14 protein-coding genes are annotated in these 23,771 nt (G+C 76.3%); all 14 read right to left on the bottom strand.

The window, feature by feature from the left end; genetic code table 11:
• Position 1: 1 nt before the first annotated feature.
• Positions 2-697 carry an EboA domain-containing protein gene (locus ACZ6ZT_RS12745; protein WP_469718691.1) on the bottom strand — a complete coding sequence of 232 codons (696 nt, stop codon included), beginning with the start codon at positions 695-697 and terminating at the stop codon, positions 2-4.
• A complete protein-coding gene (locus tag ACZ6ZT_RS12750) occupies positions 694-1,707 on the bottom strand; it encodes a sugar phosphate isomerase/epimerase family protein (protein WP_469718693.1) in 1,014 nt (337 codons plus the stop codon). The genes ACZ6ZT_RS12745 and ACZ6ZT_RS12750 overlap by 4 nt, the downstream gene beginning before the upstream one ends.
• Positions 1,704-2,681 (bottom strand): SCO3242 family prenyltransferase, encoded by a 978-nt coding sequence (locus ACZ6ZT_RS12755; RefSeq protein ID WP_469718697.1) that lies wholly within the window; start codon positions 2,679-2,681, stop codon positions 1,704-1,706. The genes ACZ6ZT_RS12750 and ACZ6ZT_RS12755 overlap by 4 nt, the downstream gene beginning before the upstream one ends.
• The gene (locus ACZ6ZT_RS12760) at positions 2,678-3,868 is read right to left on the bottom strand and encodes an inositol-3-phosphate synthase (protein WP_469718700.1); all 1,191 of its coding nucleotides are present in this window, start codon (positions 3,866-3,868) and stop codon (positions 2,678-2,680) included. Before ACZ6ZT_RS12760 ends, ACZ6ZT_RS12755 begins: the two co-directional genes overlap by 4 nt.
• Positions 3,869-3,915: 47 nt before the next feature.
• Positions 3,916-4,704 (bottom strand): Tat pathway signal sequence domain protein, encoded by a 789-nt coding sequence (locus tag ACZ6ZT_RS12765; protein WP_469718704.1) that lies wholly within the window; start codon positions 4,702-4,704, stop codon positions 3,916-3,918.
• Between the two features lie 131 nt (positions 4,705-4,835).
• Positions 4,836-6,275, bottom strand: coding sequence for an MFS transporter (locus ACZ6ZT_RS12770; protein WP_469718706.1), 1,440 nt, complete (start codon positions 6,273-6,275; stop codon positions 4,836-4,838).
• On the bottom strand, positions 6,272-7,288 hold the full coding sequence (locus ACZ6ZT_RS12775; protein WP_469718708.1) for an ornithine carbamoyltransferase: 1,017 nt from the start codon (positions 7,286-7,288) through the stop codon (positions 6,272-6,274). The genes ACZ6ZT_RS12770 and ACZ6ZT_RS12775 overlap by 4 nt, the downstream gene beginning before the upstream one ends.
• Positions 7,289-7,292: 4 nt before the next feature.
• The gene (locus tag ACZ6ZT_RS12780; RefSeq protein ID WP_469718710.1) at positions 7,293-13,823 is read right to left on the bottom strand and encodes an amino acid adenylation domain-containing protein; all 6,531 of its coding nucleotides are present in this window, start codon (positions 13,821-13,823) and stop codon (positions 7,293-7,295) included.
• The gene (locus ACZ6ZT_RS12785; RefSeq protein WP_469718712.1) at positions 13,820-19,015 is read right to left on the bottom strand and encodes an amino acid adenylation domain-containing protein; all 5,196 of its coding nucleotides are present in this window, start codon (positions 19,013-19,015) and stop codon (positions 13,820-13,822) included. The genes ACZ6ZT_RS12780 and ACZ6ZT_RS12785 overlap by 4 nt, the downstream gene beginning before the upstream one ends.
• Before the next feature lie 83 nt (positions 19,016-19,098).
• Positions 19,099-19,317 carry an MbtH family protein gene (locus ACZ6ZT_RS12790; protein WP_469718714.1) on the bottom strand — a complete coding sequence of 73 codons (219 nt, stop codon included), beginning with the start codon at positions 19,315-19,317 and terminating at the stop codon, positions 19,099-19,101.
• Positions 19,318-19,464: 147 nt separating this feature from the next.
• Positions 19,465-20,658 (bottom strand): FAD-dependent monooxygenase, encoded by a 1,194-nt coding sequence (locus ACZ6ZT_RS12795; RefSeq protein ID WP_469718716.1) that lies wholly within the window; start codon positions 20,656-20,658, stop codon positions 19,465-19,467.
• Positions 20,655-22,190, bottom strand: a complete 1,536-nt coding sequence (locus ACZ6ZT_RS12800) for a condensation domain-containing protein (protein WP_469718718.1) — start codon at positions 22,188-22,190, stop codon at positions 20,655-20,657. The genes ACZ6ZT_RS12795 and ACZ6ZT_RS12800 overlap by 4 nt, the downstream gene beginning before the upstream one ends.
• Entirely contained in the window at positions 22,187-22,915 is a 729-nt protein-coding gene (locus ACZ6ZT_RS12805) for a DsbA family protein (RefSeq protein WP_469718721.1), read from the bottom strand. The genes ACZ6ZT_RS12800 and ACZ6ZT_RS12805 overlap by 4 nt, the downstream gene beginning before the upstream one ends.
• A 62-nt stretch (positions 22,916-22,977) precedes the next feature.
• Positions 22,978-23,721, bottom strand: a complete 744-nt coding sequence (gene fabG / locus ACZ6ZT_RS12810) for a 3-oxoacyl-[acyl-carrier-protein] reductase (protein WP_469718726.1) — start codon at positions 23,719-23,721, stop codon at positions 22,978-22,980.
• Between the last annotated feature and the right edge of the window lie 50 nt (positions 23,722-23,771).

The following is a 23,771-nucleotide window of genomic DNA, read 5'->3' on the forward strand; positions in this document are numbered from 1 at the left end:
GTCAGTGGTCGAGGGTGGCTACGGCCCACAGGTCGGCCGGCACGGGGCGGTCGGCGGCGCGCCGCTCGGCGGCGAAGCCGTGGGCCATGCGGGCGAGTTCGGCGTCCCGGCGCTCGTGCAGTCCGGCGACCTTGGCCAGCGGGATGCCGGTGAACAGGCACTTGAGGACGGCCTGGCGCCAGCGGTACTGGTCGAGGTGGGCGCGGGCGTAGGGGCCGAGGGCGGCGGCGATGAGGCGGTTGTCGTTGGTCCGTACGGCGTCGTCGGTGAGGTGTACCGCGCGGTCGCCGACCGGCAGGAACGGCAGGGCGCGCAGGACGCCGCGCCGCTCGGCGGCGTCCCCGTGGGCGTAGCGCTCGCCGGCTTCCCGGGCGAGGGCGGCGCCGGTGATGCCGTGGCGGGTCAGGGCGAGCAGCAGGGTGGTGCGTACGGCGTCCTCGACGGCCCAGTCGGCCCAGCCGGGCAGCGGCCCGCGGCGGTAGTCGCGTCCGGCGGCCGGGAAGCGGCGGTCCAGGGCGGCGGGGCCGGTCGCGGCCACGGCGGCGGTGTCGGCGGTGAGCCGGGCCCGGTGCTCCTGGTCGAGGACGGAGCGCAGCGACTCCGTCAGGGTGCGCAGGGTCAGCGCGTCGTGCACGGCGAGGTCGGCGGCGGTGGCGGGCGCCACCGGGGCGGGCGGGGCGAGCGTGGGAGCGGTCATACCGGTACGGCCTCCTTCTTCGGCTCTGACTGCGGACGGTCGGGGCGGGACGCGGGGCCGGACGCGGCACCGGACGAGACGCCGGACGCGGGCCGGGACTCGGGGCCGGACGCGGCACCGGATGCGGGGCGGGACGCGGCGCCGGACGAGGCACCGGCGCCGCGTCCCGCCGTGCGCAGGAACGCGATGCTGTGGCGGGCGGTCTCGGCCCCGGCGTGGCTGTGGCGCGGGAGTTCGACGGAGACCAGGCCCCGGTAGCCCGCGTCGGCGAGGGCGCCGAGGACGGGCGGGAAGTCGATCTCCCCCTCCCCGAAGGGCAGGTGCTCGTGGGTGCCCCGGCGCATGTCCTCGATCTGGACGTGGGCCAGCCGGTCGGCGGCCAGCGCGACGCATTCGGCGACCGGGTACGGCTCCAGGCAGCGGCAGTGGCCGAGATCCAGGGTGAGCCGGAAGCGGTCCGGGCGGCCCAGGTCGGCCAGCAGCCGGCGGTATCCGGCGAGGTCGGCGACGAGCATGCCCGGCTCGGGTTCGAAGGCGAGGTCGATCCCGGCGGCCTCGGCGTGCCCGACGGTCTCGGCGCAGCCGTCGACCAGCCGCTGCCAGGCCTGCTCGCGGGTGGTGCCGGCGTCGGCGGTGCCGCTCCAGAAGTGGACGGCCCCGGCGCCCAGTTCGGTGCCGATGCCGACGGCCCGGCGCAGCAGGTCCAGGCGCCGTTCGCGGCCCTCCGGCTCGGCGGAGAGCAGGGTCGGGCGGTGTTTGCGGCGGGGGTCGAGCAGGTAGCGGGCGCCGGTCTCGACGACGACGGCCAGGCCGGTGGCGTCCAGGGCGCGCCGGACCTCGGCGACGCGGGCGGCGAGGCCGGGTGCGTACGGGTCCAGGTGCTGGTGGTCCAGGGTCAGCGCGACGCCCGCGTAGCCGAGGTCGGCGAGCAGCCGCAGCGCGTCGGCCAGCCGGTGGTCGGCGAGGCCGTTGGTGCCGTACGAGAACCGGAGCCCGGTCGGGGCGCTCATGTGGAGGACACCTTCCGGGAGAGGCGGCGGACCACCGGGAGGGCCGCGGCCAGCACCCCCGCGGTACGGGGGGCGCCGGCCCGGGCGGCCAGGGCGGCCTGGAGGGGCAGCAGGGCGTGGATGCCGGCGCCGACGGCCCGGCGCACGTGGGGGGCGTCGGGGGTGCGCAGCACCCGGGTGAGGGCGGGCCCGTAGCCGGCGGCGTAGAGCCCGAGGGCGGCCGCCTGGGCGGGGCCGGGCCGGGGCCCGGTGGTGGCGGCGGCCGCGACGGTGGCGGCGGCGAGGGCGAGCGCCGCCTCGCGGGGCGGGGCGCCGTCGACCTCGTGGCGGCTGAGCCGGGTCAGGCCCAGGGTGTGGACGGCGACGGCCGCCGCCGGGGCGAGGGCGGGGCGGACCGGGGCGGGCCCGGCGCCGTGCAGTACGTCGAGGGCGCGGGCCGTGGCCATGACGGCGGGGCCGAGGGGGGTGGACTTGGCCCCGAGGTCGTAGGCCCAGACGGCGGCGGCCAGCGGCAGGGTCCGGCGCAGGGCGGTGCGCCGGCCGCCGGCCAGGGTGGCGATGCCGAGGCCGGCCGCGGTGAGTCCGGCGGCGGTGGCCAGGGCCGCCGGGGGGCGGATCCGGCCGGAGGGCAGCGGGCGTTCGGGGCGTTCCACGGCGTCGAGCTCGCGGTCGGCCCAGTCGTTGAGGGCCATGCCCGCCCAGTAGAGGCAGACGGAGGAGGCGGCGAGGCCGAGGGTGCGGGCGCCGGTGCCGCGTCCGGTGGCCAGCGCGCCGGCCAGGACGTCGCCGGGCACGGTGAGGGCGGCGGGCGCCCGGACGAGTTCGGCGTAGGCGCGCAGGGTGCGCCGGGCCCGGAAGGCCCGGCCGGGGAAGGGCGGCAGGCGCAGCGGCCGCTCCGGCACGGGCGCCACGGCCGCGCCGTCCCGTGGGCCGGATCCGGCCCGCGGCAGGGTGGCGGCCGGTGCGGGGCTCACGGCCGGCCCGCCGTCAGCGGGGCGCCGTGGGGGGCGGTGGCCCACGCGGTGAGGGCCTCGTACTGGAGGGTCAGGTTGTGCTCGGCGGAGCCGGCCGGGTCCTTGAAGAAGAACCCGAGGGCGGCCAGCGCCCCCGACTCGCCGCGCCGGACGGCCAGCGCGGCCAGCCGTACGAGGTCCAGGACCAGCGGGGCGGCGAGCGCGGAGTCGCAGCCCTGCCAGGTGAACTGCATGGTCATGCGGACGCCGAGGAAGCCCTCGAAGGAGATGTGGTCCCAGGCGGTCTTCCACTCCCCCATCTCGGGGACGTTGTCGATGTGCGTCTGGCCCTGGACGGGGTGGCCGACGGTCTCCTCCAGGCTGCGCTGCTTCGACTCGGTCTTGGACCGGGCCGCCGCCGGGTCGGCGAGGGTCGCCCCGTCGCCGCCGCCGAGCAGGTTGGTGCCGGACCAGGACCGCAGGCGCAGGGCGCGCTGGGTGAACATCGGGGCGAGGGCGCTCTTGACGAGGGTCTCGCCGGTCTTGCCGTCGCGCCCGGCGTGCGGGACGCCGCGCAGTCGGGCCAGTTCCTCCAGGGCGGGCAGGGCCGCGCCCGCGGAGGGGGTGAAGTTGACGTAGGCGCAGCCCGCGGTGAAGGCGGCGTAGGCGTAGAGGGAGCTGACGGGCAGGGTGAGGGTGCCGGCGGCGAGGGCGGCCTCCAGGGCGGCCAGGGTGAGGAAGGCCGGGTCGGGTTCGGGCAGCGGCTCCGTGGAGGAGACGTTGACGACGACGACCTGTTCGAGGCCGTGCCGGTCGCGGAAGGCGGCCATGTCCTCGGCGAGCCGGGCGGCGGTCCGGGACTGGGACTCGCCGGGGCGGGCGGATCCGTCGCGGATCTCCAGCTCGGCGGCGGCGAGCGGGGTGTCCAGCGCCTTCAGTACGGCGTGGGGCAGCACGCCCGCCGCGGCGAGTTGGCCGGCCCTCGCCGACAGGGGGGTGTCGACGACGTCGTGGCCGCCGAACACGAGGTCGGCGAGGGCCGGCAGAGGTGCGTCACGGAACGGGGGCGTTTCGGTGACGCACCCGACGGGGGAGGCGGCACCCGCGACGACGGCGGCGGCGCCGGCGAGGGCCGCCGTGGCGACCGAGCCGCGCGCGCCGACCATCCAGACGCCGATTCGGGGTGAAGAGCCGGTCGTGTCACGCATGGTGTGCCAATCCTCCTGAGTCGTGGGGAACGGGTGGCGAAGCGGGCTTACTGGCCGAGGTCGACCGGGTACGGCCAGACGTCGAAGGCCTGGTTGACGCGGTCCGTGGAGCGGAAGAGCCACTTGGCGGTGACCCGGTCGACCGTGTGCCGCGGCAGGTGCTTGTTGTCGTTGGCGTCGGTGACCGGCTTGGCGAGGGACTGCAGCTCCCAGGCGGCGCCGGCGAGGCGGTTGATGTGCGCCCAGTAGGCGCGGTCGATGCCCAGCAGCTGGAAGGACTGCAGGAAGGGGTGCCAGCGGTGGTAGGCGTGGGTCGCCTCCGGCGGCGTGGAGTTCATCATGTGGACCTTGTTGCCGGCCGGGCGGCGCGGGTCGAACAGGGTGCCCTGGCCGAACTCCTGGAAGGCGAAGACCAGGCCCTTGGGGTCGTGGCCGTAGAACTTGTCGTAGACGGCCCGCTGGTTGCGGGAGAGCACCTCGAAGTGCTTGCGGTTGGGCTGGATCAGCTCCATCCAGCTGCGCGGGTAGCGGCCGCCCTTGCGGGTGGCGGCCCAGGCGTCGTACGACTGGGTGAACCCGCCGAAGGGACCGGTGATCGCGGCGACCGCGGCCTTCATCTCGTCGTTCGGCGTGTAGTACGACATCTCGTCGTACGCGTACCAGAACTCGTTCGCCCAGCGATCGCCGACCATCCCCTCGACCTGGGGAAGCCGCGGGTGGCGGCCGCTGTGGGCGGCGGCCGGGCCGGCGCCGATGACGGTGACCGCGGCCGCGGCGCCCGCGGCGCCCAGGGCGGTCCGCAGGACGCTCCTGCGGTCCATGGAGTTGAGCGGCATGGTCGTGCTCCTTCTGGCTCTGTCTCGGTGCGGACGGATCATCGGGTGGTGCGGTGGCTCCACTCTCGCGGGCCCCGCCATACCTGCCCTATATCGCTGTTCGCGCAGGTCAGAGGCGGGGCCGGGAGTCGTTACGAGGCCTCGCGCGGGCCCTTGGCGAGCGGGTCGCGGCGCAGGGCGGGCGAGAGCAGCGCGAGGAGCGCGGTGAGGCCCATGGCGGCGCTCAGGCCGAGCACCGTACGGGTGGGGCCGAAGGCCTCCAGGGCGAATCCGGCGGCCACCGGGCCGGCCGCCATGGCGCCCGAACCGACCAGCATGGCCAGGGAGTTGGCCCTCCCCCGCATCCGGTCGGGGGCGACGCGGACCATGAACACCCCGCCTGCGACGTTGAACACGCCGCCGACGTAGCCGCTGGCGGCGAAGAGCGCGCCGAGGGCGTAGGGGTCGCGCAGGAACGCGACGGGCACCATGAGGGCGGTCCACACGGCCAGTCCGCCGAGGACCAGGGTCCGCAGGGGGAAGCGGGTGGCCCACCAGCCGCCGCTGATGGCACCGACGAGTCCGCCGGCCCCGCTCAGCGAGAGGACCACGCCGATCTGGAACTGGGAGCCGTGGTTCTCCTGGATGCCGGTCATGACGGCCAGGTTGAGGCCCTGGAACAGCACGTTGGAGACGGCCACGGCGGCCATGACGGCGCGCAGGAAGTGCTGGCGCCACATCCAGACGAGCCCCTCCTTGACGTCCTGCACCAGATCGGGGCGTGGCCCGGTGCGTTCGGCCTGGAGCTTGCCCCGGACCCCGAAGAGCAGGGCGACGGAGGCGAGCTGGCCGACGAGGGCGGCCACGAACGGGAGGGACGTGCCCAGGGCGACCAGGGCGCTGCCGAGCGGCTGCCCGGCGATGGCGGCGCCCCGGGTCCGGGCCTCGTTGCCGGTGAGGGCGGAGGGCAGCTGCGCGGCGGGGACCACGGCGGGGACGGCGGCCCGCTCGGCGAGCTGGTGCAGGACGCCGAGAGTGCCCTCCACGAAGGCGGCGGCGAGCAGGGCCCACAGCCAGACGTGGCCGCTGAGCAGCAGGGCGGCGACGGCCGCGGCGACCAGCGCCTGGCCGAGGCCGGCGCCCAGCATGATCCGGCGCCGGTCCCAGCGGTCCACGAGGGCGCCGCCGGGGAGCTGGACGAGGAGCTGCGGGAGCAGCAGGGCGGTGCCGACCAGTCCGGCGTCGCCGGGCGAGCCGGTGACCCACAGGACGGTCAGCGGATAGGCGACGGCGGTGGCCCGGCCGGCGAGCAGCGACAGCCCGGCGCCGCCCCACAGCAGCCCGAAGTCCCGGTTGCGCCGCAGCGGCACGGCGGGGGGCTCGGGCTCGGCCTGCGGGCCCGGCTCGGCCGGGGGCTCCACCTCGGCCTGGAGACCCGGCTCGGACGGGAGACCCGGCTCCGAGCGCACGACCGGCCGGGGTTCGGCGGTGAGGGACGCCTGTTCCCGGGTCTCCTCCGTGGGGGCGGGGCCGGTGGCGAGGTCCCACGGGAGGACCGCCGGGTCCGTCACCGTCTTCGGCGGCGGGGTCACCGTACGGCCGGCGCGAGCAGCGCCTCGTCGAGCGCGGCGGCGGGGTCCGCCGGAAGGCCGGAGCGGGTGTACTCCAGTACGGCCATGGCGCTGTGCATCTTGTTGGTGGCCTGAGCGAACGCGATGCTCGCCGGCCCGTCCAGCACCTCCGCCGTGACCTCCTCGCCCCGGTGGGCCGGCAGGTCGTGCATGAAGACGGCGCGCGGGCTGGTGTCCCACAGCGCGGAGGTGACCTGGAAGGGGGCGAAGATCTCCCGCCAGTCGGGGTCCGGCTTCCGCGTGCCGGTGGTCTGCCAGCGGGTGGTGTAGACGACGTCGAAGTCGCCGGGCAGCGCGGCCGTGTCGTGCCGCTCGGTGAACACGGCTCCGGTGCGCTCGGCCTGGGCGCGGGCCCGGGCCGTGACCGAGGGGATCAGCCCGTAGCCGGGCGGGGTGCGCAGTTCGAGGTGGACGGAGGGGAAGCGGGTCAGGGCCAGCGCCAGCGCGGCCGCAGTGTTGTTGCCCTCGCCGACGTAGAGCACGCGCAGCCCCTCGATCCGGCCGAAGTGGCGCAGCAGCGTGGTGAGGTCGGTCAGGGCCTGGGTGGGGTGTTCCTCGGCGCTCATCGCGTTGACCACGGCCATCCGGTCCTGGCTCGCCCAGCCGCGCAGTTCGGCCTCGGGGCCGGCCGTGCGGGCCACGAGGACGTCGAGCATCCCGGACAGCACGCGTCCGGTGTCCTCGACGGACTCCCCCGTGTTCAGCTGGAGGTCGCCCGGCCCGTAGGCCACGATGCGGGCGCCCACGCGCAGCGCCCCGGAGGAGAAGGCGGTACGGGTCCGGGTGGAGGTCTTGGCGAAGTAGACGCCGGCGACCAGGCCGTCCAGGGCGCGGGAGCCGGTGGCGGTGCCCGCCGAGAACGCGGCGCCGCGGGCGACGACGCGGCGCAGGTCCCGGTCGGTGAGGTCGTCGATGGAGATGAGGTGGCGCGCCGGGCGCCGGCCGGGCCGGTCGTACGTGTGCAGCGGGTCCATCGGATCAGCCCTTCTCGGGGTGGTCTGCGCCGTCTTCGAGTGCGGCGGCGGTCTGCGCGACGGTGTGGTGGCGCAGCGCGGTGGCGAGGTCGAGGGTGAGCCCGTGCGCGCGGGCGGCGACGAGCAGCGGGGCGACGAGCAGCGAGTCGCCGCCGAGGTCGCGGAAGTCGTCGTGCACGCCGACCTGTTCGAGGCCGAGGACTTCGGCCCAGACCTCGGCGAGCACCTTCTCCAGGTCGGTGCGCGGGGCGGTGTAGGGCAGCGCGGTCGCAGTGGCCTCGCGGGAGGCCAGGGCGGCCTTGTCCCGCTTGCCGTGCGCGGTGAGCGGGAGCTGGGCGACGACGGTGACGGTGGCGGGTACGGCGGCGGCGGGCAGGACGGTACGCAGCCGGTCGCGCAGGGCGCGGACCTCGACGGGGTGTCCGTCGGCGGGCACCACCCAGGCGGCGAGCCGCTTGCCGCCGTCGGCGGCGTCCACCGGCACGACGAGCGCTTCGCGGACGGCGGGGTCGGCGGTCAGGGCCGCCTCGGCCGCGCCGGGTTCGACGCGGTGGCCGCGGATCTTGACCTGTTCGTCGGCGCGGCCGGTGAACTCCAGGGCGCCGCCGGGCAGGATCCGGGCGAGGTCGCCGGTGCGGTAGAGGCGGGTGCCGGGCAGGCCGTACGGGTCGGGCAGGAACGATTCAGCGGTCAGGGCGGCCGCCCCGGCGTACCCGCGGGCCAGCCCCTCGCCGCCGAGCCACACCTCCCCGGTGACCCCGTCGGGCACCGGCCGGAGCCGGTCGTCGAGGACCCGCAGCAGCACGCCGGGCAGGTTCGAGCCGAGCGGGACGAGGGGGCGCCCGGTGCTCGGGCGGACGTGCCCGAAGGTCGCGGCGACGGTCGCCTCGGTGGGCCCGTACTCGGCGCCGAGCAGCATCGCGCCGCCGGCCGCGGCGATGCGGGCGCCGACCCGTTCGGCCTGCGCCGTCGGGTAGGCGTCGCCGGCGCAGACCGCGATACCGGCGAGGCCGCCGAGCTCGGAGTCGCTCAGCTGCGCCTCCAGCAACCGCAGGTGTCCGGGGGTGAGTCCGATGAAGGCGTACGGGGCCCCGGCCATCAGCAGCCGACCGAGCTCCTGCGGCTGCCAGTCCTGCGGCAGCAGCCGTACGGCCCGGCCGGTCAGCAGGGGCGCGTACAGGGCGGGCAGGCCGAGGTCGAAGCCGGCCGAGGTGAACCAGGGGGCGCCGCCGGAGCCGGTCTCGGCGTAGGCCCGTACGGCCCAGTCGAGGTAGTGGGCGAGCGAACGGTGGCTGATCTCGACGCCCTTGGGGGTGCCGGTGGAGCCCGAGGTGTGCAGGACGTAGGCGAGCCGGTCGGGATCGAGGTCCAGGCCGAGCGGGCCGCCGTCGCCCTCGTCGGAGACGTCCCCGGCGAGCAGCACCCGTCCGGCGGCGCCCGCGGCGGCGAACCGGCCGGCGTACGCGTCCTGGGTGAGCACCAGATCGAAGCCGAGCGCGGCGAGGTGGGCGTCGGGGGCGCAGGGGTCGACGGGCAGCTGCGCCGCGCCGGCCTTCCAGACCCCGAGCAGGGCGGCGACCAGCTCGGGCCCCCGGTCCAGCAGGACCGCGACCCGGCTCTCGGGGCCCGCGCCGAGTGCGCGCAGCCGCCGGGCGAACCGGTTGGCCCGCACGTCCAGTTCGGCGTACGAGGTCCCGGACGGCGGGGTTCCGGCGCCGCTGAGGGCGGTGGCCCACGGGGTCCGCGCGGCCTGCGCCTCGAAGGCGACGAGGGTGTCGAGGGGGGTCTCGGGGTGCGGGAGGGCGGGGGCGGCGAGGCGGGCGCGCTCCTGGTGGGTGGGGAAGCCGGTGCGGGCGTCGCCGTCGGCCCCGGTGCGGGCCATGTCCGCGAGCACGGCCTTGTAGAGGGCGGCGAGCCGCTCGGCCGCCGCCCGGGAGAGGGTCCGGGTGCGGGAGGCGATCGAGAGGTGGCCGCGTACGGGTGTGCCGACGACGAGCGGGAACTCGTTGGGGCTGTCGTCGCGGCTGGCCATGATGTCGATGAGCTCCACGTCGACCTGGTGGAAGTCCAGGTAGTGGAAGAGCACGTCGATCAGGTGGCTCTCGCCGCCGGCCACGCGCATGGCGGGCATCGGGTAGCGGCGGTGCGGCCACAGCTCGACCTCGCGGGCGAAGACCTCACGGGCGAGATCGCCCCAGGTCGCGGCGGCACCCTCGTGGTAGGGGAAGGGCACGGAGTTGAGGTACATGCCGGAGACGCGTTCGGCGCCGGCCTCCTCGGGGCGGGCGTCGGCGACCATGCCGCCGCGGAAGGCGCGGGCCCGGGTCAGCAGGGAGAGGACCTTGCTGTGCGCGGCGTGCAGCACGCTCTTGTACGGGACCTCGGCGGCGGAGGCGAGGGCGCGCAGGCCCGGTTCCAGGTCGCCGAGGGCGAGGTCGAGGCGGTAGCGTTCGTCGGGGCCGTGCGGGTCGCCGGCCCAGCCCGTCGGGACGGTGAACTTCTCATGGCCGTCGACTAGTTGACGCCAGTAAGCGCGGTCCTCGGCGCCGGCCAGGGAGCGCAGCTCGCCGGCGATGAAGTCGGCGTAGCGCACGGCCGGGACGGGCGGGGCCGGGTCGGGTGCGCCGCCGGCGCGGATCGCGCGGTAGGCGCGCAGCAGTTCCATCAACTGGGAGTGGTAGCTCCAGCCCTCGATGACGGGGTGGCACTCGGTGATGGACAGCCACCAGCTCGCGTCGTCCACGAGGTGGACGGCCATCCGCATGAGCGGGGCGGCGCCGAGGTCGAACAGCTCCTCGCGGTCGCGGTCGGCGAAGGACCACAGGGTGGACTCGCGGTCCTCGCGGGGCAGGTGGCGCAGGTCCTCGAAGAGGCAGGGCATGGTGACGGCGCCGACGGCGTGGACGAGCTGGAGGGGCTCGCTGTAGCCGGAGAACGCGAAGGAGGTCCGCATCACCTCGTGGCGTTCCACGATGAGGTCGGCCGCCCGCTGGAACACCTCGGGGTCGAAGGGGAGTTCGTCGCGGATCCGGAAGGAGGTGATGTTGTGGTAGCGGTTCTCGCCGCTGCGGCCGTGCATCTCGACCAGCATGCCCGCCTGGATCCGGGAGACCGGGTAGGCGTCGGTGACGTCGGCGGGCAGGGCGGCCCGGTCCGCGTCGCCGATCAGGGCGAAGGGCGCGACGGGGCCGTCGGCCCGTGCGGCGCAGCCGTCGCCGGCCTGGTCGCCGAGGGCGGCGCGCAGCTTGGCGACCGTACGGTGTTCGAAGACGTCGCGGACGCTGGTCTCCCAGCCGGCCTCGCGCAGCGCGCCGACGAGGGTGACGGCGCGGATGGAGTCCCCGCCGAGGTCGAAGTAGTTGTCGTGGACGCCGACCGTCTCCAGACCGAGGACCTCGGCCCAGACGGCGGCGATGGAGGCCTCGGCGGCGTCGCGCGCCGCCACGTGCTCGCCGACGGTGGTGGCGGCGCGGCCGGGGGCGGGCAGGGCGCGCCGGTCCAGCTTGCCGTTGGCGGTGAGCGGGAGGGCGGCGAGGCGCAGGTAGGCGGAGGGCACCATGTAGCCGGGCAGGGCCTCGCCGAGGGCGTCGCGCAGGGCGGCGGGGGCGAGGTCCGCGTCGGCGGCGCCGGGCGCGGGGACCACGTAGGCGACGAGCTGCTTGTCGCCCGGGGTGTCCTCGCGGACCAGGGCGACGGCCTCGGCGACGGCGGGCAGCGCGGTGAGGGCGGTCTCGACCTCGCCGAGTTCGATGCGGTAGCCGCGGAGTTTGACCTGGTGGTCGAGGCGGGCGAGGAAGTCGAGGCTGCCGTCGGACAGGACCCGGGCGAGGTCGCCGGTGCGGTAGAGGCGGGCGCCGGGGGCTCCGTAGGGGTCGGGCAGGAAGCGTTCGGCGGTCAGGTCGGGCCGGCCGGCGTAGCCCCGGGCCAGGCCGGCGCCGCCGATCCACACCTCGCCGGGGACGCCCAGCGGCAGCGGGCGCAGGCCCTCGTCCAGCACGTACATGGTGGTGTGCGGGATGGCCCGGCCGATGGAGACGAGTTCGGTGGTGACCGGGCCGTGGGCGGCGCCGTCGGCGGGCAGGAAGTGGGCCGAGTTGCCGACGGTGATCTCGGTGGGCCCGTACTCGGCGGCGAGGCGGGTGCCGCCGGGGCCCGCGGCGGCGGCCCAGCGCTCGGCGAGGCGGTGGGTGAAGGAGTCGCCCGCGGCGATGACGAGGCCGGCGAGGTCGCGGATCTGGACGTCGGTGAGCTGCTGGGAGAGCAGGTCGAGGTGGCCGGGGGTGAGCTTGATGAAGGCGTACGGTCCTCCCTCGGCCAGCAGCGCGCCGAGGTCGGCGGTGTCGAAGTCCTGCGGCAGCAGGTGGACGGCCTGCCCGGTCATGAGGGGGGCGTACAGATCGGGCACGCCGAGGTCGAAGGCGACGGAGGAGAACAGCGGGGCGCCGCCGGTGCCGGCGGTGGCGTAGGCGCCGGCCGTCCAGGTGAGGTAGTTGGCCAGGCCCCGGTGGCCGATGAGGACGCCCTTGGGGCGGCCGGTGGAGCCGGAGGTGTAGATGACGTACGCGAGCTGGTCGAGGTCGTGCACGGCGGGCAGTTCGGCTTCGGCGGTGGCCAGGGCGGTCCGCTCGGCCGGGTCGTCGACGACGAGCAGCTCTACCGCGCCGTCGAAGCGGCCGGCGTGCCGGGACTGGGTGATCACGAGGCGGGTGGCGGTGTCGCCGAGCATGAAGGCGATGCGCTCGTCGGGGTAGCCCGGGTCGATCGGCACGTAGGCGGCCGCGGCGCGCCAGATGCCGAGGAGGGCGGCGACCAGGTCGGGCCCGCGGTCGAGCAGGACGCCGACGGTCTCGTCGGGGCGTACGCCGAGGCCGGCCAGGCGGCGGGCGAACCGGTCGGCGCGCGCGTCGAGTTCGGCGTACGTGAGGTCGCCGGAGGCGTGCCGGACGGCGACGGCGCCGGGGGTGGCGGCGATCTGCTCGCCGATGGTCTGGACGACCGGCTTCAGCGCGGCGGCGTCCACGGGGGCGCCGACCGGTTCGGCGGGGCCGTCGAGCAGCAGGGCCCGTTCGGCCGCGCCGAGGAAGCAGAGGGTGGACAGGGGGGCGCCGGGCCGTTCGGCGACGGCCGCGAGCAGCGCCGCGTAGTGGCCGGTGATCCGCTCGGCGGTGGCGTCCTCGAAGAGGTCGGTGGCGTACTCCAGGGCTCCGTGCAGGGAGCCGTCGGGGCGCTCGGCGAGGTGCAGGGTGAGGTCGAAGCGGGCGATGCGGCCGCTCGCGGCGACCGGGGTGACCTCCAGGCCCGGCAGGTCGGGGCGGTCGGAGCCGTGCCCGGAGGCCAGGTCGAACATCACCTGGAAGAGCGGGGTGGTGGACAGGTCCCGCTCGGGCTCCAGCTCGTCGGCGATCCGGTCGAAGGGGGTGTCCTGGTGGTCGAAGGCGTCCAGGACGGTGGTCCGGTTGGCCGCCAGCAGCTCCCGGAACGCCGGGTCGCCCTGCCAGCGGCCGCGCAGCACGAGGCTGTTGTAGGCGTAGCCGGCCATCTGCTGGAGCTCGGGGCGGGTGCGGCCGGAGACGGCGGTGCCGACGGCGACGTCCCGCTTGCCGGCGTAGCGGCCCAGCAGGGCCTGGTAGGCGCTGAGCAGCACCATGAACAGGGTGGCGCCCTCCTGTTCGGCGAGGGCGCGCAGCCGGGCGGCGACCCCGGCCGGTACGTCGAAGGCGGTGACGGCGCCGTCCCAGCCGCGCACGGAGGGGCGCGGCCGGTCGGTGGGCAGGCCGAGGGGCTCGCTGCCGGCCAGCTGTCCGCGCCACCAGTCGAGGGCGGCCTCGGCGGCGGGGCCGGACTGGCGGGCGTTCAGCCAGGCCGCGTAGTCGGCGTACTGGACGGCCGGTTCGGGCAGTACGCCGTCCAGCGGGCCGGTGATCGCCCCGGCGGCGCGGTAGCAGGCGGCCAGGTCGGCGAGGATCAGCGGCCGGGTCAGGGCGTCGCAGGCGATGTGGTGCATGACGACGACCAGGACGTGGTCGTCGGCGGCCAGCCGCAGCAGGCGCACCCGCAGCGGGGCTTCGGCGGCGAGGTCGAAGACCTCGGTGGCGCGGGCCCGGGCGAAGGCGGCCGCGGCGGCGTCGCGGTCGGCGGCCTCGACGCCGGTGACCTCGCTGACGGCGTAGTCGACGGGGCCGGCCGGGTCGATGACCTGGCGGGGCTCGCCGCCGTCGAGGAGGTAGCGGGTGCGCAGGATCTCGTGGCGGGCGGCCAGCGCGTCGAAGGAGCGGCGCAGGGCGCTCTCGTCGAGGGTGCCGCGCAGCCGGTGGGCGAGCGGCAGCAGGTAGGCGGGGCTGTCGGGGTCGAGCTGGTGGAGGAACCACAGCTGGCGCTGCCCGGCGGAGAGGGCCAGCGGGGCGTCCCGGTCGGCGCGCGGGATCCCGGAGCGGGCCGGGCCGCGGCCCGTGGCGCGGCCCGCGCGTCCGGTGAGCCGCCTGCGCAGCAGTTCCGCCCGCAGCTCTTCCTGCGTGGGTGCGGTGGGTGCGGTCACGGCTGGTACTCCCTGTGGGCGATGGCGAGTTCGGCGTGGTCGAGGGTCTCGATCTCGGCGCGCACGGCCTCTTCGACGGCGGCGGCGAGCCCTGCGACGGTGGGGTGTTCGAAGACGGCGCGCAGCGGCATCTCGACGTCGAACTCCTCGTGGAGGCGGGCGATGACGCGGGCGGCGAGGACGGAGTTGCCGCCGATCCGGAAGAAGCCCTGGCGGGCGCCGATCCGGCGGGTGGTGCCGTCCTCCCCGGCGAGGACCTCGGCCCAGATCCCGGCGACGATCTCCTCGACCGGGCCCTCGGGCGCGGTGTACGGCTCGTCGGCGAGGGCGGCGGCCAGGTCGGGGGCGGGCAGCGCCTTGACGTCGACCTTGTTGTGGCGGGTGAGCGGGATCTCCGGGACCGGCACCAGCAGGGCGGGGACCATGTAGTCCGGCAGCCGGCGGGCGCAGTGGTCGAGGAGTTCCGCGTCGCCGGGCGGGGTGGCGCCGGCGGCGGTGGCCGGGACCCAGTAGCCGACGAGCGCGGCGGTGGGGCCGGCGCCGTGGACGACGACCGCGCACTGGGCGACCCCGGGGTGCTCGGCGAGGACGCCCTGCACCTCTCCGGTCTCCACGCGGCGGCCGCGTATCTTGGCCTGGCCGTCGGCGCGTCCGGCGAACTCCAGGGTGCCGTCGGGCAGCATCCGGGCGCGGTCGCCGGTGCGGTAGAGGCGGGCGCCGGGGGCGCCGTACGGGTCGGGGACGAAGGCGGCGGCGGTCAGGCCGGCGCGGCCGTGGTAGCCGCGGGCCAGTCCCGCGCCGCCGACGCACAGTTCACCGGTGGTGCCGTACGGGACGGGTTCCAGGTAGGCGTCCAGGACCCGGGCGGTGACGTGCGGGTAGGCGCGGCCGACGGGGACGGAGGCGGCGGTGTCGTGGGCGTCCCAGCGGGTGGCGGCGATGGTGGTCTCGGTGAGCCCGTACTCGTTGACGAAGCGCAGCAGGCGCCGGGACAGTTCCCGGGCCAGGGCGGGCGGGCAGGGTTCGCCGCCGGTCTGGCCGACGAGGGGGCGCCGCCCGAGGCCCGCGTCGATGAGCATCTGCCAGTGCGGCGGGGCGACCTGGAGGTGGCTGACGCCGTGCTCCTCGATGAGCCGCAGCTGCGCGGCGTGGTCGGCGAGGTCCTGCTCCTGGGCCAGGACGACCCGGCCGCCGGCGGTGAGCGGCATCAGCAGCTCGGTGCAGGAGATGTCGAAGGTGGGCTGGGCCAGGGCCAGCCAGGCGTCGTCGGGGCCCTGGCCGAAGTCCAGGTGGGCCCGGGAGGCGCGGAGCATGGCCAGCAGGGTGCGGTGCTCGATGGCGACGCCCTTGGGGCGGCCGGTGGAGCCCGAGGTGTACATGACGTACGCGAGCCGGGCCGGATCGTCGGCGGTGGCGGCGTCGGTACGGGACCACGCGCCGAGCCCGTCGTGGGCCGTGCCGGGGTCGCCGCAGGCGGCGAGAGCGGCGGCGCCCGGCCCGGTCTCACCGCCCAGCCCGGTGTCCTCGGCGGCGCCGTCGAAGGCGGTGAGGCGTTCGTCGGTGTCGACGGCCAGCCAGGGCCCGTCGTGGTGGCCGCGCAGCCGGACGGCGCCGGACAGCTCGGAGACGAGGATCCGGACCCCGGCGTCCTGGAGGACGTAGCCGAGGCGTTCGACGGGCGCGGCCGCGTCGAGCGGTACGTAGGCGGCGCCGGTCTTCCACACGCCGAGGTAGGCGGCGATCAGGTCGGGGGTGCGGCCGAGCATGACCGCGACCGGGGTCTCGGGCCCGGCGCCCAGCTCGCGCAGCCGGCGCGCGAAGGCCTCGGCGCGCCGTTCGAGGCGGGCGTAGCTCCAGCTCTCCGCGCCGCAGACGACGGCGGTCTCCCGGGGGCCGGTGCGGGCGACGGCGGAGATCACGGTGTGCACGCAGGCGTCGGCGGCGCGGTCCGCGCCGCCCGGTTCGGCGGCGCCGGGGCCGAGGGCGAGGATCTCCTCCCGCAGGGCGGCGGGGAGCAGGGCGGCCCGGTCCAGGCGGCCCCGGGGGTCCTCGACCAGGGACTCCAGCAGCCGTACCCAGCCGGCCGCGAACCGTTCGACGGTGGCCGGGTCGAAGAGGGAGGTGGCGTACTCGGCCAGACCGAGCAGGGAGCCGTCGCCCTGGCGCTGGAGCACGAAGGTGAGGTCGGTGCGGGCGCTGCGCCAGGCGCCCCGGAAGGCTTCGATGTCGTCGTCGGCGGTGGCGGTGCCGGTCCGGCCCTCCTCGTGGAGGTCGAACATGACCTGGTAGAGCGGGGTGCGGCCGGGGTCACGGGCGTCGTCCAGCTCGGCGACGAGCCGGTCGAAGGGCAGGTCCTGGTGGGCGAAGGCGGCGCGGGCGGTGTCGCGGACCCGGATCAGCGCCTCCTCGAAGGTGGCGTCGGCCGGGGCGTCGCAGCGCAGGACGAGGGTGTTGAGGAAGAAGCCGACGACGTCGGCGACCTCCGGCCGCTCCCGCCCGGCGACGGGCACGCCGACGGGCACGTCCCAGTGGCCGGTGAGGCGGGCGACGAACGCGCCGAACGCGGTCAGCAGCGTCTGCTGGAGGGTCGCCCCGTGACCGCGCCCGTAGGCGGCGGCCCGCTCGGCGAGCGGGGCGGGGACGGTGAAGACGTGCGCGGCGCCGACGCCGTCGCGGACGGCCGGACGGGGCCGGTCGGCGGGCAGGTCGACGGGGACGATGCCCTCCAGGGCCCGCTTCCAGTAGGCCCGTTCACCGCCCGCGCCCCCGGCGGCCAGCCGGCGGCGCTGGTGCGCGGCGTGGTCGGCGTACTGGACCGGCAGGGCGGGCAGTACGGCCTCGCGGCCGTGGTGTACGGCCTCGGCGAGGGCCAGGACGTCGCGTTCAAGGACGACCGAGGACCAGCCGTCGCAGGCGATGTGGTGGAGGGACAGGACGAGGTGGAGGGAGTCGGCGCCCCGGACGGTCAGGGCGCGCCAGACCGGCCCGTGCTCCAGGTCGAAGGGGCGGGCGAACTCGTCCTCGATCAGGGCGTGCCGGGCCGCGGCGCTCTCCGCGCGGGTGGCGCGCAGTTCGACGCGCGGTTCGGCGTCGGTGATCTGGACGGGCTCGGTGGCGCGCAGGACATAGCGGGTGCGCAGGATCTCGTGCCGTGCGGCGAGCGCGGTCAGGGCGGCGGCCACCGTCGCGTCGGTGTAGTGGTGGGGCAGGGTGAGGAAGACGGGGGCGTTCCACTCGGCGCTGCCGGGGCGCATCCGGTCCATCAGCCACAGGCCCTGCTGGCCGGGCGAGAGCGGCAGTCCGGCGTCGGTGCGCGGCACGGGCCGGACACGGTCGTCGTCATCGGCCCGGGCCTGGGCCTGGGCCTCGGCGAAGGCGCCGGTGAGGCCGGGGGCGCCGGCCAGCAGCGCGGCCTGGGCCTCGACGGTGGTGGCGGTGAACAGCGCGCGCAGCGGGACGGCGGTCCCGGAGGCGGCGGTCAGCGCCTGCGCGAGCCGGCTCAGCAGCAGGGAGGCCCCGCCGAGCTGGAAGAAGTCGTTGGTGGCGCCGATCCGGGCGGCGGGGATGCCGAGGAGACCGGCCCACTGCTCGGCGACGACCCGCTCGGCGGGGGTGCGTACGGGGACGTGCGCGGCCTCCGCCTCGGCCGCGGCGGCGGCCGGCTCGGGCAGGGCGGAACGGTCGATCTTGCCGTTGGCGGTGAGCGGGAAGTCGGCGACCGGCACGTACAGCGAGGGGATCAGCGGGTCGGGCAGGGAGCGGCGCAGGAACGTGCGCAGTTCCTCGGGACGCAGCCGCTCGCCCCGGGACTGCACCCAGGCCACCAGGCGCCGGCCGCCGGCGCCGTCGGGCACGGCGGCGGCCACGGCGGCGCGCACCCACGGGTGGGCGGCCAGCGCGGCCTCGACCTCGCCGGTCTCGATGCGGACGCCGTTGACCTTGACCTGGTGGTCGAGGCGGCCGAGGTACTCCAGGGTGCCGTCGGCCTGCCAGCGGACCCGGTCGCCGGTGCGGTAGAGCCGCTCGCCGGGCTCGCCGTACGGGTCGGGCACGAAGCGTTCGGCGCTCTGGCCGGGGCGGCCCAGGTAGCCGAGGGCGAGTCCGACGCCGCCCGCGTGCAGCTCGCCGGGGACGCCGACGGGGACGGGACGGCCCGCCGGGTCGAGGACGAGGACCCGCATGTTCGCGATGGGGCGGCCGATGGGGACGGCGCCGGTGCGCTGCGCCGGGTCCCAGCGGTGCTCGGTGATGTCGACGGAGGCCTCGGTGGGTCCGTAGGTGTTCCAGATCTCGGCGCGCGGGGCCAGTTCGGCCAGGGCGCGGCAGAGTTCGGCGTGCAGCGGCTCGCCCGCGCTGAAGAGCAGGCGCAGGGCGGTGGCCCGCTCCCAGCCGGGCTGTTCGGCCAGCCGCCGGTAGACGGAGGGGACGCCCTGCAGGACGGTGACGCCGTGCTCGGCCACGGCGCGCAGCAGCGCGGCCGGGTCGCGTTCGGCGTCCTCGGGGGCCACGGCCACCGCTCCCCCGCTGACGAGCGGCGAGAACAGTTCCAGCCCCGCGGCGTCGAAGCCGACGGTGGTCTTGAGCAGGAACCGGTCCGCCGGGCCGAGCTTGTGCCGGTGGGCCAGCCAGCGGACCCGGTTGGCGATGCCGCCGTGCGGGACGAGGACGCCCTTGGGGCGGCCGGTGGAGCCGGAGGTGTGCAGGACGTACGCGGGCCGGTCCGGGTCGGGCGCCACCGGGAAAGCGGCGGCCTCGGCGGCGGACACGGTGTCGGGGGCGTCGGCGATGTCCAGGACGCGCGGGCCGCCGCCGGGCAGCCGGGCGGCGGTGCCGTGACCGGCGAGCACGACGCGGGCGCCGGCGTCCTGGAGGACCAGGGCGAGCCGGGCCTCGGGATAGGAGGGGTCGAGCGGGACGTAAGCGCCGCCCGCGAACCAGACACCGAGCAGCGCGGCGACCAGTTCGGGGCCGCGCGGCAGGCAGACGCCGACGAAGTCGCCGGGGGCCACCCCGGCCGCGCGCAGGGCGGCGGCGTACCGGACGGCGTGACCCTCCAGTTCGGCGTACGTCCACACGCCCGCGCCCGCGCTCAGCACGGCGGGGGCCTCGGGGGTGCGGGCGGCCTGGGCCCTGAACAGGCCGGGCAGCAGCGGACGGCCGGGGGCGGATCCCGACTGCGTACGGTCGTTCACGTTCTCTCCTTCATCGGGATCGGGTGGCGCCGGCCTCTTCCCGGGGCCCGGGGGCCCGCCGGGTGGCTCGGCCGTCCGGGTGGTCAGGCGGCGGATCCGGCGGCCATCCGGCGGCGCAGGCTCGCCGGGCGCAGGTCGGTCCACACCTCGGTGATCCGGGCGAGGCACTCCTCGCGGCTGCCCTCGGTGCCTTCGGCGTGCCAGCCGGCGGGCAGGTCGCGGTCGGCCCACCAGATCGAGTACTGCTCCTCGTCGTTGTGGACGACGCGGTAGACGGTGTCCTCGTGCTGCTGTTCGCTCATCGCTGTTCCCTTCGCGTGGTCAGGTGCGGCCATCCTTGAAGAGGGCGCTATCGATGCCCTATCGAGCCCATATACGTCCGGGAACGCGACGGGCCCCCGACGCCGGTCGGCGTCGGGGGCCCTGGGGTCGGGGGCGTGCGTCAGGGGTCAGGCGGCGGTGGGCTCGGGGGCCTCGAAGGCGGCGGGGGCTTCGAAGGCGGCCTCGACGTCGTGGCCGAGGATCCAGCCCACGTCCTCGGCGGCCTCCTTGACGCCACCGGGGCGGCCGTTCGCCGCCGGGGCGGGGCGGCCCGTGCGCGATCCGAGCTGGACCCGGGTGGTGTGCGGGCGGCGCACCGCTTCGTAGCGCTCCAGCGCGGCGGCGACGCCGGGCGCGTCCTCGCCCGCGCGGGCCAGGCACAGGGCGAGCGCCACCGCGTCCTCGACGGCCTGGTTGGCGCCCTGCCCGTGGTGGGGCAGCATCGGGTGGGCCGCGTCGCCGAGCAGGGTGACGCGCCGGGTGCTCCAGCGCTCCAGGGGCGCCCGGTCGTACAGGGCCCAGCGGCGCACCTCGCCCGCCGCGGCCACCAGTTCGCGCACCTCGGGTGCCCAGCCGGCCAGCACGGCGTCGAGGTCGGCCCGGTCGGTGGCGCTGGTCCAGGACTCCGCGTCGCCCTCGGGCGCGGGGGTGACGACCACGTACGTGAACTGCCGCCCGCCGCTGACCGGGTAGCACAGCACGCGGGAGCCGGGGCCCGCGAACATGTACATCCGGCGCGGGTCCAGGGAGGGCACGTCCGCCGCGTCGACCAGGCCGCGCAGCGCGCTGTTCCCGGAGTACACGGGGGCGTCCGGGCCGGCCACCGCGCGGCGCACCGCGGAGCGCACCCCGTCCGCGCCTACCAGCACGTCGGCCGTGGCCGTGGTGCCGTCCGCGAACTCCAGGAGCACCCCGCCGGGGCCCTCCTCGTACCGCAGGAGCTCCTTGCCGGTGTGCATCCGCCCGTCCGGCACCAGGGAGGCCAGCATCCGGTGCAGGTCTCCGCGGTGGACGGTGAGGTAGGGGGCGCCGAACCGGCGCTCCCAGTCCTCACCCATCTCCTGCTCGGCGACCCGGGCGCCGTTGTGGAAGGCCCGCACCTCCAGGGCGTCCGGGCGCACGGCGAGCTCGGCGAGGCGCGGGCCGAGGCCGAGGCGTTCCAGCAGCCGGGTCCCGTTCGGGCCCAGGTGCATGCCGACGCCCTGTTCGCGCAGGGCGGTGCCCCGCTCGTAGACGGCCACGTCCAGGCCCCGGGCGTACAGGGCCGCGGCGGCGGTCAGTCCGCCCAGTCCCGCGCCGATCACGGCCACTTTGAGGCTCACCGGTACTCCCAGGCGTTCTCGAAGGAATCGAACTCGTCGGTGGCGTCGAACGACGCGAAGTCCGCGCCGCCGCCGGAGCCCAGTGCCAGCAGCGCCGCCAGCTCCCCCTCCGCCGCCAGCTCCACGTCGGCGACCGGGGTATCCGGCCCGGCGACGGCGGCCGCGAGCATCCGCTCGTACCCGTCGGCGAACCGCTCGACCGTCTCCCGGTCGAGCACGTCCGTGTCGTACGAGAAGACCGCGGTGACCCCCTCGGGGGTCTGCTCGATCCGCAGCAGCAGGTCGAGCTGTCCCTCCTGCTGCGGGACGTCGATCAGGGCGATGTCCAGCCCGGCGTACGGGACGCAGGGGCCTTCGGCCGCGCCCGGCGGGACGTTGGGCACCGGCGGCTCCATGCGGTCCATCTGGACGAGGAACAGCGCGGTACGGAAGACCGTGGCGCGGGGGAAGGCCAGCGCGCAGGGGTAGCGCACGCCCATCATGCCGCCCATGACCCGCTGCCCGGCCTGCTCGGCGGCGCTGCGGAAGGTGGAGCCGGCGGTGAAGTCGGCCCGGACCGGCATGGTGTTGAGGAAGCAGCCGATGACGTCGCGCTGTGCCCGCCCCATCCGGCTGGTGGCCGGGACCCCGAGCACGAAGGCGTCCTGGCCGGTCCAGCGGTGGGTGAGCGCCTGGAAGACCCCGAGGAGGTAGGCGAAGGGGGTCACCCCGGCGACGGCGGCGGCCGGGGCCAGGCCGGCCGCGCTGTCGGCGGCGAGCCGGCGGACGACGGTCCCGCCCCGGTAGGAGCGCAGGGCCGGGCGGGGCCGGTCCAGCGGCAGTTCGGCGGCGGGGGCCTGCCCCACCGACTCCGTCCACAGCTCGGCGGCCCGCGCTCCGGAGGGGGAGGCGGTGTAGCGCAGCTCCTCGGCGGCGTGGTCGGCGTAGGAGCCGGGGAGGGGCCGCCAGCGCGGTGCGGTGCCGGTCGCGAACCCCTCGTAGGCGTCGAGGACGTCGCGGACCAGCAGCCAGCGCGAGGTGAAGTCGCTGACGATGTGGTGGGCGGAGGTGACCAGCGCCCAGTCCTCGTCGGTGTGGCGCAGCAGCACCACGCGGAAGGCGCCCGACTCCAGCCGGAAGGGGCGGGCCCCGGCCTCCTCGGCGGCCCGGTGCAGGGCGCTCTCACCGGCGCCGTCCAGGTCGCGGAACTCCAGCCGTACCAGGGGCGTTTCACTGACGGTGCGGCGCACCCCGGTGGCGCTCTCGGTGAAGACGGAGCGCAGCAGTTCCTGACGGGCGCCGACGGCGGTGACGGCGGCGTCCATGGCGGCGGGGTCGACGCGGCCGCGCAGCCGCAGCGGCATGACGATGTTGTAGGCGCAGGCCTCGGGCGAGACCCTGTAGGCCGTCCACATGGACTGCTGGATCGCGGTCAGCGGCAGCGCCCGCGCCCCCTCCGGCGCCACCCCGCCGACAGCGGTCGCGGCAGCTCCGGTCGCGGCGGGCTCGATCACGGCGGCCCCGGTCTCGGCAGCCCCGGTCGCGGCGTTCATCCGCAGCCTCCCGCGTGGCTCATGTCCGTGGTCCGCCCGGCGCCGACCACCGCGAGCTCCGCCTCGGCGGGCGGCGCGGCGGGGGCGGCGGGGATCGCGGGGTCGGCGTCCGCGAAGGTGGCGGCGAAGGCGGGGACCCGGTCGAGGCCCCAGTAGGGCTCGCTGCCGTGCACGAAGTACGGGACCCCGAACACCCCGTCGCGGTGCACGTCCAGCAGGGCGGCGGTGGCCCGCTCGCGCAGCGCGGCGCTGTCGGTGGCGGCGGCCACCGCGTCGGCGTCCAGACCGATCTCGACCGCCAGTTCGAGGACGGTCGCCGGGTCGCAGATGTCGCGGCCCTCCAGCCAGCGCGCCCGGCCCGCCCGGGCCACCCACTCCCGGCCCAGGCCCGCGTCGACGGCGAGGAACCAGGTCAGGTGGGCCGGCTCCCACCACGGCGCGCGGTCGGCCGGCCAGGTCAGCGCCAGGCCCCGCTCGGCGGCGAGCCGGCGTACGTCGCGCAGGATGTAGAACTGCTTCGCGCGCGTCATGGGCGTGTACGGGAACTGCCCCCCGGCCGCGGCCAGCAGCGCGGCGCTGGTCTCGTCGGGCTCCCAGAAGGGACGCCACTCCAGGCGCTCAAGCAGCCCGGGGTGCTCGCGCTCCAGGTCGTGCAGGGCGAAGAAGTTGTAGGGGCTGCGCAGGTTGAAGTAGAACCGGGGCGGTTGGGCGGCACGGCCGGCCATGTCGGGCTCCTCTGGGGATCGGGCTGGTCTCGCGGTCTCGCGCGACGGGCGGCTCGGGCCGGTCAGACGACCAGGCCGCCGTCGATGTGGAAGACCTGTCCGGTGATGTACGCGGCACGGTCGGAGGCCAGGAAGGACACCAGCTCGGCGACCTCCCGCGCCTCGCCGAAGCGGCCCAGCGGGATCCGCGCCGTCATCTCCTGGGCGTGCTTCTCGGACAGGCCGCCGACCATGTCGGTGGCGATGAAGCCGGGGGCGACGGCGTTGGCCCGCAGGCCGCTGCGGCCGGACTCCTTGGCCAGGGCCTTGGTGAAGCCGATGATCCCGGCCTTGGTCGCGGAGTAGTTGCTCTGCGTGGCGTTGCCGGCGGCGGCGACCGACGACAGGGTGATGATGGTGCCGCGGCGGCGCTTCATCATCGGGAAGGCCAGCGCCTTGGCGAAGTTGAAGGTGCCGTCGAGGTTGGTGCGGACCACCGCGTCCCAGTCCTCGTCCTTCATCATGGCCAGGTGGCTGTCGCGGACGATGCCGGCGGCCGTGACCAGGACCTCCACCGGCCCCAGTGCCGCCTCGGCCTCCGCCGTGAAGGCGCGGACCTGCGCGCGGTCCGTGACGTCCACGCGGCGGGCGAGCACCCGCGCCCCCAGCTCCCGGGCGGACTTCTCGGTGAGCGTGGCGGCCTCTTCGTTGGACTGGTAGCAGAACGCCACGTCGTGGCCGTCCCGCGCCAGGGTCTCCACCACGGCCCGGCCGATGCCGCGGGAGCCGCCGGTGACGAGGGCTACCGGCCTCGGTGTCTCGGACATGGATAGATGCCTCTCTCTTCGGGACGCGGGTACGCGTGTACGTGCTGTAC

It is taken from the genome of Streptomyces sp. NPDC102258 (assembly GCF_055584685.1).